The sequence below is a fragment of the Oryzomicrobium sp. genome, from assembly GCF_036820405.1.
Lineage (GTDB): Bacteria > Pseudomonadota > Gammaproteobacteria > Burkholderiales > Rhodocyclaceae > Oryzomicrobium.
Genome location: NZ_DAISLS010000008.1, coordinates 39,691 through 54,677, shown reverse-complemented (window position 1 = coordinate 54,677; position 14,987 = coordinate 39,691). Strand labels below are relative to the sequence as shown.

29 protein-coding genes are annotated in these 14,987 nt (G+C 61.3%); all 29 read left to right on the top strand.

The features are described from left to right. Window positions 1-12 precede the first annotated feature (12 nt). The 29 genes from tuf to V7Z98_RS08805 all read left to right on the top strand — a co-directional run bounded on the left by tuf (window position 13) and on the right by V7Z98_RS08805 (window position 14,971). Window positions 13-1,203: an elongation factor Tu gene (tuf, locus tag V7Z98_RS08945; RefSeq protein ID WP_334157704.1), complete on the top strand. Its 1,191-nt coding sequence runs from the start codon at window positions 13-15 to the stop codon at window positions 1,201-1,203. Between the two features lie 82 nt (window positions 1,204-1,285). Beyond that, on the top strand, window positions 1,286-1,597 hold the full coding sequence (gene rpsJ / locus V7Z98_RS08940) for a 30S ribosomal protein S10 (RefSeq protein WP_054621719.1): 312 nt from the start codon (window positions 1,286-1,288) through the stop codon (window positions 1,595-1,597). A gap of 129 nt (window positions 1,598-1,726) precedes the next feature. Then, entirely contained in the window at window positions 1,727-2,371 is a 645-nt protein-coding gene (rplC, locus tag V7Z98_RS08935) for a 50S ribosomal protein L3 (protein WP_293266101.1), read from the top strand. A gap of 12 nt (window positions 2,372-2,383) precedes the next feature. Further along, window positions 2,384-3,004 carry a 50S ribosomal protein L4 gene (gene rplD, locus V7Z98_RS08930; RefSeq protein ID WP_054621717.1) on the top strand — a complete coding sequence of 207 codons (621 nt, stop codon included), beginning with the start codon at window positions 2,384-2,386 and terminating at the stop codon, window positions 3,002-3,004. Continuing rightward, the gene (gene rplW / locus V7Z98_RS08925; protein ID WP_082397125.1) at window positions 3,001-3,297 is read left to right on the top strand and encodes a 50S ribosomal protein L23; all 297 of its coding nucleotides are present in this window, start codon (window positions 3,001-3,003) and stop codon (window positions 3,295-3,297) included. The genes rplD and rplW overlap by 4 nt, the downstream gene beginning before the upstream one ends. Before the next feature lie 3 nt (window positions 3,298-3,300). Further along, window positions 3,301-4,128 carry a 50S ribosomal protein L2 gene (gene rplB / locus V7Z98_RS08920; RefSeq protein WP_293266106.1) on the top strand — a complete coding sequence of 276 codons (828 nt, stop codon included), beginning with the start codon at window positions 3,301-3,303 and terminating at the stop codon, window positions 4,126-4,128. A 10-nt stretch (window positions 4,129-4,138) separates the two neighbouring features. Next, window positions 4,139-4,414 (top strand): 30S ribosomal protein S19, encoded by a 276-nt coding sequence (gene rpsS / locus V7Z98_RS08915; RefSeq protein ID WP_293266108.1) that lies wholly within the window; start codon window positions 4,139-4,141, stop codon window positions 4,412-4,414. Window positions 4,415-4,423: 9 nt separating this feature from the next. Continuing rightward, window positions 4,424-4,753 carry a 50S ribosomal protein L22 gene (gene rplV / locus V7Z98_RS08910; protein ID WP_054621714.1) on the top strand — a complete coding sequence of 110 codons (330 nt, stop codon included), beginning with the start codon at window positions 4,424-4,426 and terminating at the stop codon, window positions 4,751-4,753. A gap of 9 nt (window positions 4,754-4,762) precedes the next feature. Then, a complete protein-coding gene (gene rpsC / locus V7Z98_RS08905; protein WP_293266110.1) occupies window positions 4,763-5,554 on the top strand; it encodes a 30S ribosomal protein S3 in 792 nt (263 codons plus the stop codon). After that, a complete protein-coding gene (gene rplP, locus V7Z98_RS08900) occupies window positions 5,555-5,968 on the top strand; it encodes a 50S ribosomal protein L16 (protein ID WP_054621712.1) in 414 nt (137 codons plus the stop codon). It abuts the gene before it with no gap. A gap of 2 nt (window positions 5,969-5,970) precedes the next feature. Next, the gene (rpmC, locus tag V7Z98_RS08895; RefSeq protein WP_054621711.1) at window positions 5,971-6,165 is read left to right on the top strand and encodes a 50S ribosomal protein L29; all 195 of its coding nucleotides are present in this window, start codon (window positions 5,971-5,973) and stop codon (window positions 6,163-6,165) included. After that, window positions 6,162-6,431, top strand: a complete 270-nt coding sequence (gene rpsQ, locus V7Z98_RS08890; RefSeq protein ID WP_293266114.1) for a 30S ribosomal protein S17 — start codon at window positions 6,162-6,164, stop codon at window positions 6,429-6,431. The genes rpmC and rpsQ overlap by 4 nt, the downstream gene beginning before the upstream one ends. 200 nt (window positions 6,432-6,631) lie before the next feature. Then, window positions 6,632-7,000 carry a 50S ribosomal protein L14 gene (gene rplN, locus V7Z98_RS08885; RefSeq protein WP_293266116.1) on the top strand — a complete coding sequence of 123 codons (369 nt, stop codon included), beginning with the start codon at window positions 6,632-6,634 and terminating at the stop codon, window positions 6,998-7,000. 9 nt (window positions 7,001-7,009) lie between these two features. Then, window positions 7,010-7,327: a 50S ribosomal protein L24 gene (gene rplX / locus V7Z98_RS08880; protein ID WP_293266118.1), complete on the top strand. Its 318-nt coding sequence runs from the start codon at window positions 7,010-7,012 to the stop codon at window positions 7,325-7,327. A 9-nt stretch (window positions 7,328-7,336) separates the two neighbouring features. Continuing rightward, the gene (rplE, locus tag V7Z98_RS08875) at window positions 7,337-7,876 is read left to right on the top strand and encodes a 50S ribosomal protein L5 (protein ID WP_334157703.1); all 540 of its coding nucleotides are present in this window, start codon (window positions 7,337-7,339) and stop codon (window positions 7,874-7,876) included. Between the two features lie 7 nt (window positions 7,877-7,883). Next, entirely contained in the window at window positions 7,884-8,189 is a 306-nt protein-coding gene (rpsN, locus tag V7Z98_RS08870) for a 30S ribosomal protein S14 (RefSeq protein ID WP_334157702.1), read from the top strand. Window positions 8,190-8,205: 16 nt separating this feature from the next. Further along, the gene (rpsH, locus tag V7Z98_RS08865) at window positions 8,206-8,601 is read left to right on the top strand and encodes a 30S ribosomal protein S8 (protein ID WP_334157701.1); all 396 of its coding nucleotides are present in this window, start codon (window positions 8,206-8,208) and stop codon (window positions 8,599-8,601) included. 9 nt (window positions 8,602-8,610) lie between these two features. Further along, window positions 8,611-9,144, top strand: a complete 534-nt coding sequence (gene rplF / locus V7Z98_RS08860) for a 50S ribosomal protein L6 (protein ID WP_293266126.1) — start codon at window positions 8,611-8,613, stop codon at window positions 9,142-9,144. A 12-nt stretch (window positions 9,145-9,156) separates the two neighbouring features. Next, window positions 9,157-9,510: a 50S ribosomal protein L18 gene (rplR, locus tag V7Z98_RS08855; RefSeq protein ID WP_293266209.1), complete on the top strand. Its 354-nt coding sequence runs from the start codon at window positions 9,157-9,159 to the stop codon at window positions 9,508-9,510. 25 nt (window positions 9,511-9,535) lie between these two features. Beyond that, window positions 9,536-10,060 (top strand): 30S ribosomal protein S5, encoded by a 525-nt coding sequence (rpsE, locus tag V7Z98_RS08850; RefSeq protein ID WP_293266128.1) that lies wholly within the window; start codon window positions 9,536-9,538, stop codon window positions 10,058-10,060. A 3-nt stretch (window positions 10,061-10,063) separates the two neighbouring features. Further along, window positions 10,064-10,246: a 50S ribosomal protein L30 gene (gene rpmD, locus V7Z98_RS08845; protein ID WP_293266130.1), complete on the top strand. Its 183-nt coding sequence runs from the start codon at window positions 10,064-10,066 to the stop codon at window positions 10,244-10,246. Window position 10,247: 1 nt separating this feature from the next. After that, complete coding sequence (gene rplO, locus V7Z98_RS08840; protein WP_293266132.1) at window positions 10,248-10,682, top strand: 50S ribosomal protein L15; 435 nt, start codon at window positions 10,248-10,250, stop codon at window positions 10,680-10,682. Window positions 10,683-10,714: 32 nt separating this feature from the next. Next, entirely contained in the window at window positions 10,715-12,037 is a 1,323-nt protein-coding gene (secY, locus tag V7Z98_RS08835; protein WP_293266134.1) for a preprotein translocase subunit SecY, read from the top strand. 10 nt (window positions 12,038-12,047) lie between these two features. After that, window positions 12,048-12,266 (top strand): translation initiation factor IF-1, encoded by a 219-nt coding sequence (gene infA / locus V7Z98_RS08830; protein WP_293266136.1) that lies wholly within the window; start codon window positions 12,048-12,050, stop codon window positions 12,264-12,266. A 100-nt stretch (window positions 12,267-12,366) separates the two neighbouring features. After that, window positions 12,367-12,480 carry a 50S ribosomal protein L36 gene (gene rpmJ, locus V7Z98_RS08825; RefSeq protein WP_082397123.1) on the top strand — a complete coding sequence of 38 codons (114 nt, stop codon included), beginning with the start codon at window positions 12,367-12,369 and terminating at the stop codon, window positions 12,478-12,480. A 69-nt stretch (window positions 12,481-12,549) separates the two neighbouring features. Next, complete coding sequence (gene rpsM / locus V7Z98_RS08820; protein WP_293266141.1) at window positions 12,550-12,912, top strand: 30S ribosomal protein S13; 363 nt, start codon at window positions 12,550-12,552, stop codon at window positions 12,910-12,912. A 13-nt stretch (window positions 12,913-12,925) separates the two neighbouring features. Next, the gene (gene rpsK, locus V7Z98_RS08815) at window positions 12,926-13,315 is read left to right on the top strand and encodes a 30S ribosomal protein S11 (protein ID WP_054621696.1); all 390 of its coding nucleotides are present in this window, start codon (window positions 12,926-12,928) and stop codon (window positions 13,313-13,315) included. A gap of 12 nt (window positions 13,316-13,327) precedes the next feature. Continuing rightward, window positions 13,328-13,957: a 30S ribosomal protein S4 gene (gene rpsD / locus V7Z98_RS08810; RefSeq protein ID WP_293266145.1), complete on the top strand. Its 630-nt coding sequence runs from the start codon at window positions 13,328-13,330 to the stop codon at window positions 13,955-13,957. Between the two features lie 36 nt (window positions 13,958-13,993). Then, window positions 13,994-14,971, top strand: coding sequence for a DNA-directed RNA polymerase subunit alpha (locus V7Z98_RS08805; RefSeq protein WP_293266147.1), 978 nt, complete (start codon window positions 13,994-13,996; stop codon window positions 14,969-14,971). Window positions 14,972-14,987 lie beyond the last annotated feature (16 nt).

Sequence of the window (14,987 nt, the reverse complement as noted above, 5' to 3'; positions counted from 1 at the left end):
TAAGGAAGCGTAATGGCTAAGGAAAAGTTCGAACGTACGAAGCCGCACGTGAACGTTGGCACGATTGGTCACGTTGACCACGGCAAGACCACGCTGACGGCGGCGATCACCACCATTCTGTCGAAGAAGTTCGGTGGCGAAGCAAAGGCGTACGACCAGATCGACGCTGCTCCGGAAGAAAAGGCCCGGGGCATCACCATCAACACCGCTCACGTCGAGTACGAAACCGCGACCCGTCACTACGCCCACGTGGACTGCCCGGGTCACGCCGACTACGTGAAGAACATGATTACCGGTGCCGCCCAGATGGACGGCGCCATCCTGGTCTGTTCCGCTGCTGACGGCCCCATGCCGCAGACCCGCGAACACATCCTGCTGGCCCGTCAGGTCGGCGTGCCCTACATCATCGTCTTCCTGAACAAGTGCGACATGGTCGACGACGCCGAGCTCCTCGAGCTGGTGGAAATGGAAGTGCGCGACCTGCTGTCCAAGTACGACTTCCCGGGCGACGACATCCCCATCGTCAAGGGCTCCGCCCTGAAGGCCCTGGAAGGCGACCAGTCCGAAATCGGCGAGCCCGCCATCCTGGCCCTGGCCGACGCCCTGGATAGCTACATCCCGACGCCTGAGCGCGCTGTGGACAAGCCCTTCCTGTTGCCCATCGAAGACGTGTTCTCCATCTCCGGCCGCGGCACCGTGGTGACCGGCCGTGTCGAGCGCGGCATCGTCAAGGTTGGCGAAGAAATCGAAATCGTCGGCATCAAGCCCACTGTCAAGACCACCTGCACCGGCGTGGAAATGTTCCGCAAGCTGCTGGACCAAGGTCAGGCCGGTGACAACGTCGGCGTGCTGCTGCGCGGCACCAAGCGTGAAGAAGTCGAGCGCGGCCAAGTGCTGGCCAAGCCGGGCTCCATCACCCCGCACACCCACTTCACCGGTGAAGTGTACGTTCTGTCCAAGGACGAAGGTGGCCGTCACACCCCGTTCTTCAACAACTACCGTCCCCAGTTCTACTTCCGGACCACGGACGTGACCGGTGCCATCAGCCTGCCGGAAGGCACCGAGATGGTGATGCCGGGCGACAACATCCAGATGACCGTGAAGCTGATCTGCCCGATCGCCATGGAAGAAGGTCTGCGCTTCGCCATCCGCGAAGGCGGCCGCACCGTCGGCGCCGGCGTCGTCTCCAAGATCATCGAGTAATCTCGGCCTGATCTGACTGAGCCGGCGTACTCCGCCGGCTCAGTTCTTTCCCTGCTCTTTGATTCGCTCTTTAGGAACAATCATGCAAAACCAGAAAATCCGTATCCGCCTCAAGGCTTTCGACTACCGCCTGATCGATCAGTCCGCTCAGGAAATCGTCGAGACCGCCAAGCGGACCGGCGCCGTGGTGCGTGGCCCTGTGCCCCTGCCCACCCGCAAGCAGCGTTTTGACATCCTGCGTTCCCCGCACGTCAACAAGACGTCCCGCGACCAGTTCGAAATCCGCACCCATCAACGCCTGATGGACATCATCGACCCGACCGACAAGACGGTCGATGCGCTGATGAAGCTGGATCTGCCGGCTGGCGTCGACGTGGAAATCAAGCTGCAGTAACAAGAGTTTGCGCTGGCGGATTAATTGCAGTTATAATCCGCAGCTTTTCGGCGGGCGTTTCCTTCGGGATTCGCCCGGTTTGACTTGAATGCTCGCCGGCCAACCGTAGCCGGCGTCAGGAGAAAAACCATGAGTCTAGGCCTTGTCGGGCGCAAGGTCGGCATGACTCGCATCTTTGCCGATGATGGTGCAACCATCCCGGTGACGGTGCTTGATGTGTCGAACAATCGCGTCTCCCAGATCAAGACCCCTGAAACCGACGGCTATGCCGCGGTCCAGGTGACTTTCGGCCAGCGCCGCGCTTCGCGCGTGGTCAAGCCCCTTGCCGGCCACCTGGCCAAGGCTGGGGTTGAGGCTGGTCACGTCCTCAAGGAGTTCGCTGTAACTCCCGCGGACCTCGCCAATCTGAAGCCCGGCGACCAAATCGCCGTGACCCTCTTTGCCGCTGGGCAGCTGGTCGATGTGACCGGTACCACCCAGGGTAAGGGTTTCCAAGGCGCGATCAAGCGTCACAACTTCAGCTCCAACCGCGCATCCCACGGTAACTCCGTGACCACCCGTGCCCCCGGCTCCATCGGTATGGCGCAGGACCCCGGTCGCGTGTTCCCGGGCAAGCGGATGGCCGGCCATCTGGGCGCCGTTCAGCGCACCATGCAGAACCTTGAAGTGGTTCGCGTGGATGCCGAGCGCCAGCTGCTGCTGGTCAAGGGCGCTGTGCCGGGCTCCAAGGGTTCGGACGTGATCGTTCGGCCTGCGGTCAAGGCTGGCTCCTAAGCGAGGGCGACAATGGAACTGAAAGTCATCAACGATAAGGGTCAAGAGGCAAGCCGTCTGCAGGCCTCCGATATCCTGTTCGGTCGCGAATACAACGAAGCGCTGATTCACCAGCTGGTCGTGGCCTACCAGGCCAACGCCCGCTCCGGCAATCGCGCCCAGAAGGATCGCGCCAACGTCAAGCACACCACCCGCAAGCCCTGGAAGCAGAAGGGTACCGGTCGCGCTCGCGCCGGTATGTCCTCCAGCCCGTTGTGGCGCGGGGGCGGTAAGATTTTCCCGAACTCCCCGGAAGAAAACTTCAGCCAGAAGGTCAACAAGAAGATGTTCCGCGCCGGTATGGCCGCGATCTTCTCCCAGTTGGCCCGCGAAGATCGTCTGGCCGTGGTGGACGACATTGCTGTCGACGCCCCCAAGACCAAGCTCTTCGTCGAAAAGCTGAAGAACCTCGGTCTGGAGTCCGTGCTGGTGATCACCGACAACCTGGATGAGAATCTCTTCCTGGCTTCGCGCAACCTGTTCAACGTGCTCGTGCTCGAGCCGCAGGAAGCCGATCCGGTGTCCCTGGTGCGTTTCCCCAAGGTCCTGCTCACCAAGAGCGCCGTGGCCAAGTTTGAGGAGATGTGGGGATGAATCAGGAACGTCTGATGCAAGTGCTGCTGGCGCCCCAGATCTCTGAGAAGGCGACCTATGTGGCCGACAAGAACGAGCAGGTGATCTTCCGCGTGGCCTCTGACGCCACCAAGCCGGAGATCAAGGCTGCCGTCGAACTGCTCTTCAAGGTGCAGGTCGAGTCCGTGCAAGTTGCGAACGTCAAGGGCAAGGTCAAGCGCACCCGCCACGGGCTGGGTCGTCGCAAGGGCTGGAAGAAAGCCTTCGTTTGCCTGAAGCCGGGCCAGGAAATCAATTTCGTGGCCGGGGAGTAAGTCATGGCACTGATGAAAGTCAAACCCACGTCCGCCGGTCGCCGCGCGGTCGTCAAGGTGGTGAGCCCCGAGCTGTACAAGGGCCGCCCCGTTGCCTCTCTGCTCGAAAAGCAGGTTCGCGGTTCGGGTCGTAACAACAACGGTCACGTCACCGTTCGCCATAAAGGTGGCGGTCACAAGCAGCAGTACCGCGTGATCGACTTCAAGCGCAACAAGGACGGTATTCCCGCCAAGGTTGAGCGTCTGGAGTACGACCCCAACCGTTCCGCCCACATCGCCCTGCTGTGCTACGCCGACGGCGAGCGTCGCTACATCGTGGCCCCCAAGGGTCTGGTGGTTGGCCAGCAGCTGCTGAGCGGTTCCGAGGCTCCGATCAAGGTTGGTAACACCCTGCCCATCCGCAACATCCCCGTGGGCTCCACCATTCACTGCGTGGAAATGCTGCCCGGCAAGGGTGCCCAGCTGGCTCGCGCCGCCGGTACCTCCGTGCAACTGCTTGCCCGTGAAGGCTCCTACGCCCAGCTGCGCCTGCGCTCCGGTGAAATCCGCCGCGTGCACATCGAGTGCCGCGCCACCATCGGCGAAGTGGGCAACGAGGAAAACAACCTGCGCAAGCTGGGTAAAGCTGGTGCCACCCGCTGGCGTGGTGTCCGTCCGACGGTTCGCGGCGTTGCCATGAACCCGGTGGACCACCCGCACGGTGGCGGCGAAGGCCGCACCGGCGAGGGTCGTGTTCCCGTCAGCCCCTGGGGTACCCCGGCCAAGGGTTACCGCACCCGCAGCAACAAGCGCACGACTTCCATGATCGTGCAGCGTCGTCACAAACGCTAAGAGGTAAAGAATGGCACGTTCTCTCAAGAAAGGCCCGTTCGTCGACGCGCACCTCTGGAAGAAGGTAGAGTCGGCTCGCACGGGTAACGACAAGCGGCCGATCAAGACCTGGTCCCGCCGCTCGACCATCCTGCCCGACTTCATCGGCCTGACCATTGCCGTCCACAACGGCCGGCAACACATCCCGGTGTTCGTCACCGAGAACATGGTTGGTCACAAGCTGGGCGAGTTCGCGCTGACCCGTACCTTCAAGGGTCACACCGCGGGCAAGAAAGCCAAGCGTTAAGGAGTGGATATGGAAACTCGTGCTGTATTGCGCGGCGTCCGCCTCTCGGCCCAGAAGGGTCGCCTCGTGGCTGACCTGATCCGCGGCAAGCGGGTCGACCAGGCGCTCAACGTCCTGGCTTTCTGCCCGAAGAAGGGCGCGGAAATCATGAAGAAGGTCCTCGAATCGGCCATTGCCAATGCTGAGCACAATGATGGTGCCGACATTGACGAGCTGAAGGTGAAGACCGTGTACGTCGAGCAGGCTGCAACGCTCAAGCGCTGGACGGCTCGTGCGAAGGGTCGTGGCAACCGGATTCTCAAGCCGACTTGCCACATTTTCCTGACCGTCGGCAACTGAGGATAGGCTATGGGACAGAAGATTCATCCGACCGGCTTCCGCCTCGCGGTGACCCGCGACTGGTCCTCCCGCTGGTACGCGAATAACCAGAATTTCGCGTCCATGCTGAACGAGGATGCGGAAGTCCGTGAGTATCTGAAAAAGAAGCTTGCCCACGCGTCCGTTGGCCGCGTTGTGATCGAGCGCCCCGCCAAGAACGCCCGTGTGACCGTTTATTCCGCCCGTCCGGGCGTGGTCATCGGCAAGAAGGGCGAGGAGATCGATCAGCTCCGTTCGGGTCTGCAGGGCATTCTCGGTGTGCCGGTGCACGTTTCCATCGAAGAAATCCGCAAGCCGGAAATCGATGCGAAGCTGATCGCCGACTCTATCGCTCAGCAGCTGGAAAAGCGCATCATGTTCCGCCGCGCCATGAAGCGCGCGATGCAGAACGCCATGCGTCTGGGCGCCCAGGGCATCAAGATCATGAGCTCCGGCCGTCTCAACGGTGCTGAAATCGCTCGTACCGAGTGGTATCGCGAAGGTCGTGTGCCCCTGCACACCCTGCGCGCCGACATCGACTACGGTACTTCCGAAGCCCACACCACCTACGGCGTGATTGGTATCAAGGTTTGGGTGTACAAGGGTGAAAACATGGGCCGCAACGAGCAGCCCGCCGCTTCCCCCGAAGGCGAAGAGAAGCGCCCTGCCCGGCGCGGTCGCCCCGGTGACGGCGAAGGCAAGCCCCGTTCCCGTCCGGCCAAGGCCGAGGGTGAGGGTGACGCCAAGGCTCCGGCCAAGCGTGTCAGAAAGGCAGGTGCGTAAATGCTGCAACCCGCACGTCGCAAGTACCGCAAGGAACACAAGGGCCGCAATACCGGCCTGGCGACTCGTGGCGCCAAGGTGTCCTTCGGTGAATTCGGCCTGAAGGCCATCGGCCGCGGTCGTCTGACCGCCCGCCAGATCGAAGCCGCTCGTCGTGCCATGACCCGGCACATCAAGCGCGGCGGCCGCATCTGGATCCGCGTGTTCCCGGACAAGCCCATCTCCAAGAAGCCTGCCGAAGTCCGTATGGGTAACGGTAAGGGTAACCCGGAGTACTGGGTGGCCGAGATCCAGCCGGGCAAGGTCCTCTATGAAATGGATGGCGTCAGCGTCGAGCTGGCCCGCGAAGCCTTCAAGCTCGCCGCGGCCAAGCTCCCCATCGCGACGACCTTCGTGACCCGTCAGTTGGGATAATCATGAAAGCCAATGAACTCAAAGCGAAAAGCGTTGAGGAACTGAACAAGGAGCTCGTTGAGCTCCTCAAGGCTCAGTTCTCCCTTCGTATGCAGAAGGCGACGCAGCAGCTGGCGAACACCAGTCAGATCGGCAAGGTTCGTCGCGACATCGCCCGTGTCCGTACCATTCTTCGTGAAAAGGCGGTGCAGCAATGACCGAGACCACCAGCAGCATTAAGCGGACGCTGATCGGCCGCGTGGTGAGCGACAAGATGGACAAGACGGTCACCGTCCTGGTCGAGCGTCGTGTGAACCACCCGAAGTACGGCAAGGTGATCCAGCTGTCCAAGAAGTACCACGCGCACAACGAGAACAACGAGGCGCAAGCCGGCGATCTGGTCCAGATCGAGGAGTGCCGTCCGCTGTCCCGTACCAAAGCCTGGCGTGTGACCAAGCTGCTTGAAAAGGCAGTTGTGGCCTAACGCTTGCGCGTATCTAGAAGTCCTGCTATATTCGACTTCTTTTCTGCGGTGCCCGGTCTTCCGGGCACCGTTGCATTTGCCTCGACCCCGAGGGGATCGCAAGTCTGGGTGCCTATCTGGTGCCTGCCCCGAAGGGATCTTCCCCATATACGGGATCCAAGACTGACCGCGGTCTTCGCGGGATAAGTTGGAGTTAATCAATGATTCAGATGCAGACGATTCTGGATGTCGCCGACAACACCGGTGCGCGTTCGGTCATGTGTATCAAGGTGTTGGGTGGATCCAAGCGCCGGTATGCCGGCATTGGTGACATCATCAAGGTCAGCATCAAGGATGCTGCTCCCCGTGGTCGTGTGAAAAAGGGTGACGTCTATAACGCCGTCGTCGTTCGCACTGCCAAGGGCGTGCGCCGTCCGGACGGCTCCCTTGTCAAGTTCGACGGCAATGCCGCCGTGCTCCTCAATAACAAGCTGGAGCCCATCGGCACCCGCATCTTCGGACCGGTCACTCGCGAACTGCGTAGCGAGCGGTTCATGAAGATCGTGTCCCTGGCCCCCGAAGTGCTCTAAGGAGGCGCCATGGAAAAGATTCGCAAGGGTGACGAAGTCATCGTTCTGACCGGCAAGGACAAGGGCAAGCGTGGCGCCGTTCTGCGTCGCCTCGACGCCGACCACGTGGTGGTTGAGGGTGTGAATCGTGCCAAGAAGCACGTTCGTCCCAATCCGATCCGCGGCGAAGTCGGTGGCATCGTCGAAAAGGACATGCCCATCCACATTTCCAACGTCGCGCTCTTCAACCCGAAGACCAGCAAGGGTGGCCGTGTCGGCATCAAGAAGCTGGAAGACGGCCGCATGGTGCGCGTGTTCAAGGCGACCGGCGAGGTCGTGGACGCTTAAGGAACAGACATGGCGCGTTTGGCTGATTTTTACAAGACGACCGTCGTTTCCGAGCTGACCAAGCAGTTCGGTTACAAGTCCGTCATGGAAGTGCCCCGCATCACCAAGATCACCCTGAACATGGGTGTGGGTGAGGCTGTGGCCGACAAGAAGGTTCTGGACAACGCCGTTGGCGATATGGTCAAGATTGCCGGTCAGAAGCCGGTGGTGACCAAGGCCCGCACGTCCATCGCCGGCTTCAAGATTCGCGACGGCTACCCTCTGGGTTGCATGGTGACCCTGCGCGGTCCCCGCATGTTCGAGTTCCTGGATCGTCTGGTGACCGTGGCTCTGCCCCGCGTCCGCGACTTCCGCGGTATCTCCGGCAAGGGCTTCGACGGCCGTGGCAACTACAACATGGGTGTGAAAGAGCAGATCATCTTCCCCGAGATCGAGTACGACAAGATCGACGCGCTCCGCGGGATGAACATCAGCATCACCACCACGGCGAAGACCGATGAGGAAGCCCGTGCGCTCCTCGTGGCCTTTAAGTTCCCGTTCAAGAATTGAGGCGATTATGGCGAAGAAAGCCCTGATCAACCGCGAAGACAAGCGTCGCACCCTCGTTGCCAAGTTTGCCAAGAAGCGTGAAGCGCTCCAGGCGATCATCGACAACGCGACCCTGAGCGATGCCGAGCGTTTCGAAGCCCGACTGAAGCTTCAGACGCTGCCCCGCAACACGAGCCCGGTGCGTCTGGTGAATCGTTGCCAGATGACTGGTCGTCCCCGTGGCGTGTTCCGCAAGTTCGGTCTGTGCCGCAACAAGATCCGCGAGATTGCCTTCAAGGGGGAAATCCCGGGCATGACCAAGGCCAGCTGGTAAGCAGGAGGATTTGTAAATGGCGATGAGCGATCCGATCGCGGACATGCTGACCCGCATCCGCAACGCCCAGATGGCAGAGAAGGCCGAAGTTGAAATGCCTTCCTCCAAGCTGAAAGTGGCGATTGCACAAGTGCTGAAGGACGAAGGCTATATCGACAATTTCGCCGTGCGCGGCGAAGCCGAGAAGCCCGTGCTGCAGATTGGCCTGAAGTACTACGCCGGCCGCCCGGTGATTGAGCGCATCGAGCGCGTCTCCCGCCCCGGCCTGCGCGTCTACAAGGGCTCCCAGGACATTCCCCGCGTCCTGAACGGCCTGGGCGTGGCCATCGTGTCCACCCCCAAGGGTGTCATGACCGACCGCAAGGCGCGGGCTGCCAAGGTTGGCGGCGAAGTGCTGTGCGTCGTGGCGTAAGGAGTCAACATGTCCCGCGTTGGTAAGAATCCGATTACGCTGCCCCAGGGTGTTGAAGTCACCCTGGCCGGCCAGGACGTGACCGTGAAGGGGCCTCTGGGCTCCTTGAAGATTGCGGTCAACCCCGCCGTGCGTGTTGAACAAGAAGGTGGCCAGCTGCTGGTGAAGCCGAACGAAGGCGCCATCAATGCCGGCGCCCTCTCCGGCACCACCCGCGCCCTGGTGAACAATATGGTGACCGGCGTCTCCAAGGGGTTTGAGCGCAAGCTGACCTTGGTGGGCGTGGGCTACCGTGCCCAGGCTCAGGGCGAGACCCTGAACCTCTCCCTGGGGTTCTCTCATCCGGTGGCGCACAAGATGCCGGCTGGCATCAAGGTCGAAACCCCGTCCCAGACGGAAATCGTGATCAAGGGCATCGACAAGCAGGTCGTCGGCCAGGTGGCGGCTGAAGTCCGCGCCTACCGCTCCCCCGAACCCTACAAGGGCAAGGGCGTGCGCTACGCCGACGAAGTGGTCGTGCTCAAGGAAACGAAGAAGAAGTAAGGGCTAATCATGATCGACAAGAAGCAGGCGCGACTGCGCAGGGCCCGCAAAACCCGGGCCAAGATTGCCGAGCTCAAAGCCGTGCGTCTGTCGGTGCATCGCACCAACAGTCACATCTACGCCCAGGTGATCTCCCCTTGCGGTTCCAAGGTTCTGGCCGCGGCTTCGAGCCTCGAGCCCGAAGTCCGCAAGGACCTCTCCCACGGCGGCAGCGTTCAGGCTGCCACCCTGATTGGCAAGCTGATCGCCGAGCGCGCGAAGAAGGCCGGTGTCGAAACCGTTTCCTTCGACCGTTCCGGCTTCAAGTACCACGGCCGCGTCAAGGCCCTGGCCGATGCTGCCCGTGAAAACGGCCTGCAGTTCTAAGGCCCGGTACGAGTAGAGGTTAAAAATGGCTAAACCGCAAAGCAAACGAGTTCAGCAGGCTGACGAGCGTGACGACGGTCTTCGCGAGAAGATGGTCTCCATCAATCGCGTCACCAAGGTCGTCAAGGGCGGTCGGATCATGGGCTTCGCTGCCCTGACCGTGGTCGGCGACGGCGATGGTGGTATCGGCATGGGCAAGGGCAAGTCCCGCGAAGTGCCCGTCGCCGTGCAGAAGGCGATGGAAGAAGCCCGCCGCAAGATGGCCAAGGTGTCTCTGAAGAGCGGCACCCTGCACCACCCGGTCGTCGGCGAGCACGGCGCCTCCAAGGTGCTGATGATGCCCGCTCCCGAAGGTACCGGCATCATCGCCGGCGGCGCCATGCGTGCCGTCTTCGAAGTGATGGGCGTGACCAACATCGTGGCCAAGGCCCACGGCTCCACCAACCCTTACAACATTGTCCGCGCGACGATCAACGGCCTGCTCTCCATGAGCACCCCGTCCGAGATCGCCGCCAAGCGTGGCAAATCCGTTGAAGAGATTCTGGGGTAAGTCATGGCTGACAACAAAATCAAGGTCACGCTCATCAAGAGCCTGATCGGCACCAAGCAGTCGCACCGCGCCACTGTGCGCGGCCTCGGCCTGCGTCGCATCAACCACACGGTTGAAGTGATCGATACCCCGGCCAACCGCGGCATGATCAACAAGGTCGCGTACCTGCTGAAGTACGAGGGTTGATATGGAACTGAATACCATCAAGCCCGCCGTCGGCGCCAAGCATGCTCCCAAGCGTGTCGGCCGCGGTATCGGCTCCGGCCTCGGCAAGACCGCGACTCGCGGTCACAAGGGTCAGAAGTCCCGTGCCGGTGGCTTCCACAAGGTTGGCTTCGAAGGCGGTCAGATGCCGCTGCAGCGTCGCCTGCCCAAGCGTGGCTTCAAGTCCCTGACCAACGCACGCAACGTGGAAATCCGCCTGTCCGACCTTCAGGCTCTGCCGGTTGATGAAATCGACCTGCTGACCCTGAAGCAGTCCGGCCTCGTGGACATCCACGCCCTGTCCGTCAAGGTGATTCTCTCCGGCGCGCTGTCCCGCAAGGTCGTGCTGAAGGGTATCGGCGCCACCAAGGGTGCCAAGGCGGCCATCGAAGCTGCCGGCGGCAGCATTGCCGAGTAATTCGTTACTCGTTTTTATAGGAAAGTCGGACGGTGGCTTCGAACAATCCGCTCATCAAGCAAGGTGGTAAGTTTGCCGATTTGAAGCGGCGGCTGTGGTTCTTGCTCGGCGCGCTGGTGGTCTACCGGATCGGGGCGCACATCCCCGTTCCGGGCATCGACCCCAACGCGCTGTCCGATCTTTTCCGCTCGCAGCAGGGCGGCATCCTGGGCATGTTCAACATGTTCTCCGGGGGCGCCCTGTCGCGCTTTACGATTTTTGCACTGGGGATCATGCCGTACATCTCGGCATCGATCATCATGCAACTGATGAGCGTCGCCAGCCCGCAGCTCGAAGCCCTCAAGAAGGAAGGCGAGGCCGGCCGGCGTAAGATCACCCAGTACACCCGCTACGGCACCGTGCTGCTTGCCCTGTTCCAGGGTCTGGGCATTGCCGTGGCCCTTGAGGCGCAGCCCGGTCTGGTCATCGACCCGGGCTTCATGTTCCGCCTCACCGCCGTGACCACCTTGGTTACCGGCACCATGTTCCTGATGTGGCTCGGCGAGCAGATTACCGAGCGCGGTCTGGGCAACGGCATCTCGATCATCATTTTCGCCGGTATCGCCGCCGGCCTGCCGAATTCGATCGGCGGCCTGCTCGAACTGGTGCGCACCGGTGCCATGCATCCGATCACCGCGATCTTCATCGTGCTGCTGGTCGGTGCCGTGACCGCCTTCGTGGTGTTCGTCGAACGCGGCCAGCGCAAGATCCTGGTGAATTACGCCAAGCGCCAAGTTGGCAACAAGATCTACGGAGGCCAGAGCTCCCACCTGCCGCTCAAGCTCAACATGGCTGGTGTGATTCCGCCGATCTTCGCCTCGTCGATCATCCTCTTCCCGGCCACCGTGGCTGGCTGGTTCGGTTCCGGTGACAAGGCGCGCTGGCTCAAGGACGTGGCCGCTACCCTGAGCCCTGGCCAGCCGCTGTACGTCATGTTGTATGCAGCCGCCATCGTGTTCTTCTGTTTCTTCTACACGGCCCTGGTCTTCAACTCCAAGGAGACCGCCGACAACCTGAAGAAGAGCGGCGCCTTCGTCCCCGGCATTCGCCCCGGTGACCATACCGCCCGCTACATCGACAAGATCCTGATGCGGTTGACCCTGATTGGGGCTGCTTACATCACCCTGGTGTGCCTGCTGCCCGAGTTCCTGATCCTGAAGTGGAACGTGCCGTTCTACTTCGGCGGCACCTCGCTGCTGATCATCGTGGTGGTGACCATGGACTTTATGTCCCAGGTTCAGGCCTTCATCATGTCTCATCAGTATGAGAGTCTGCTCAAGAAGGCTAACTTCAAAGGCGGTCTGGCTGCGAAATAACTGAACAAAAATGGCCAAGGAAGACGTTATCGAAATGCAGGGCGAGGTAGTTGAGAACCTCCCCAACGCAACATTTCGGGTGAAGCTGGAAAACGGGCACATGGTACTCGGTTTCATTTCGGGAAAGATGCGTATGCACTACATCCGCATCCTTCCCGGCGACAAGGTGACGGTTCAGCTCACACCGTACGACTTGTCCAAGGCTCGGATCGTCTTCCGGACCAAATGAGTTGGGAGCGCAAGCTCCCATTGGTAAAGAATCTCTACGCGGTAACTTAGGTGGCAAGCGACTGGCTGCGTCGCAAGTCATCGACGATTAGGAGTTGATCATGAAAGTGCTGGCTTCGGTTAAGCGTATCTGCCGTAACTGCAAAATCATCCGTCGCCACGGCGTGGTTCGGGTGATCTGCAGCGATCCTCGGCATAAGCAGCGCCAGGGCTGATCGCATTTGCGTTGATACGCAAGGCGATTGTGAAATATAATCAGTAGTTTCGCTTTCTAGGGTGAATCCATGGCCCGTATTGCAGGGGTTAACATTCCGGCCCATAAGCATGCTGAGATCGCGCTGACCGCGATTTTTGGCATTGGCCGTACCCGCGCGCAGCAAATCTGCGACGCGGCTGGCGTCAACCGTTCTTCCAAGGTTAAGGATCTGTCCGAGGCCGAGATGGAGCGGCTGCGTGACGAGGTGGGCAAGTTCTCGGTTGAGGGTGATCTCCGCCGTGAAGTGACCATGAGCATCAAGCGCCTGATGGACTTGGGCTGCTACCGTGGCGTGCGCCACCGCCGTGGCCTGCCGTGCCGCGGTCAGCGGACCCGTACCAACGCTCGGACCCGCAAGGGCCCGCGTAAGCCCATCGCTGGCAAGAAATAAGTAGGGACGAATCATGGCCAAAACTGCCGCCAAAGTTCGCAAAAAAGTCAAAAAGAACGTTGCTGAGGGCATCGCCCACATCCACGCCTCTTTCAACAACACCATCATCACCATCACCGACCGCCAGGGCAACGCTCTGTCCTGGGCGACCGCTGGTGGTGCCGGCTTCAAGGGCTCCCGTAAGAGCACCCCGTTCGCTGCCCAGGTCGCTGCCGATGCGGCTGGCCGCGTCGCGGTCGAGTGCGGCGTGAAGAACCTGGAAGTGCGCATCAAGGGCCCCGGCCCTGGCCGCGAATCTTCTGTCCGTGCGCTCAACGCGCTGGGCATGAAGATCACCGCGATCACCGATGTGACTCCGGTTCCGCATAACGGCTGCCGTCCGCCGAAAAAGCGCCGCATCTAACAGGAGTTTGCCGTGGCAAGAAATCTTGATCCGAAGTGCCGTCAGTGCCGCCGCGAAGGTGAAAAGCTTTTCCTCAAGGGCGAAAAGTGCTTCACCGACAAGTGCGCCATCGAGCGTCGTTCCTACGCGCCCGGTCAGCACGGCCAGAAGTCTGGTGCCCGTCTGTCCGACTACGGCGTGCACCTGCGTGAAAAGCAGAAGATCCGCCGCATCTACGGCGTCTTGGAAGGCCAGTTCCGCCGCACCTTCGCGAGCGCCGCTGCCAAAAAGGGCCAGACCGGCGAAAACCTGCTGCAACTGCTCGAATCCCGTCTCGACAACGTGGCCTACCGCATGGGCTTCGGTGCTTCCCGCTCCGAGTCCCGCCAGGTGGTGCGTCACAACGGCGTGCTGGTGAACGGCAAGCGCGTGAACATTCCCTCCTTCATCGTTCGCCCGGGCGACGTCGTGGAACTGGCTGAAAAGACCAAGGGCCACCTGCGTGTCAAGGCTGCGATGGCGGCTGCCGAATCCCGCGGCTTCCCCGAGTGGCTCGAAGTGGACGTCAAGGCTGGCAAGGGCACCTTCAAGGCTCGCCCGCAACGCAGCGAACTGCCCTCCACCATCAACGAGAGCCTCGTCATCGAACTGTACTCGAAGTAATCCGAGTAGGTTCGACGAGCAGCCAAAGGACAGCCAATGCAAAGCAGTGGACTTCTGAAACCGCGCATCATCGATGTGCAGAACCTCTCGCCGGTCCAGGCGCGGGTGGTCATGGAGCCGTTTGAACGCGGCTACGGCCACACCCTTGGTAACGCGCTGCGCCGCATCCTGCTGTCGTCCATGCCCGGCTATGCTCCCACCGAGGTGAGCATCGACGGCGTGCTGCACGAGTACTCCACCATTGACGGTGTGCAGGAGGATGTCGTGGACATCCTCCTCAACCTCAAGGGTGTGGTGTTCAAGCTGCACCGTGGCGAAGAGGCGGTCCTCACCCTGAAGAAAGAGGGTGAGGGTGTGGTGCGCGCCCGTGATATCGAGATTTCCCACGACGTGGAAATCATCAACCCGGATCACGTGGTCGCCCATATCTCCGCCGGCGGCAAGCTCAACCTGCAGATGAAGGTGCAAAAGGGCCGCGGCTATGTCCCCGGTACCATGCGCCAGTCCCCGGACGGTTCGAAGAGCATCGGCAACCTGGTGCTCGACGCTTCTTTCAGCCCGGTGCGCCGCGTCGCCTACAGCGTCGAGAGCGCCCGTGTGGAACAGCGTACCGACCTGGACAAGCTGGTGATCGACATCGAGACCAACGGTGCCATCGATCCGGAAGAAGCGATCCGCAACGCGGCCCGCATTCTGGTCGAGCAACTGTCGGTGTTCGCTGATCTGGAAGGCACCCCCGCCCCGGTGGAAGCCGCCAAGCCGATGCAGGTGGACCCCATCCTGCTGCGCCCGGTGGACGACCTGGAGCTGACCGTCCGGTCCGCCAACTGCCTCAAGGCCGAGAACATCTACTACATCGGTGATCTCATCCAGCGTACCGAGAACGAGCTGCTCAAGACCCCGAATCTGGGTCGCAAGTCGCTTAACGAGATCAAAGAAGTGCTGGCCGCCCGCGGCCTCACCCTGGGCATGAAGCTCGAGAACTGGCCTCCGGCCGGCCTCGAGAAGGTCTGACCCAGCGCATCGATAA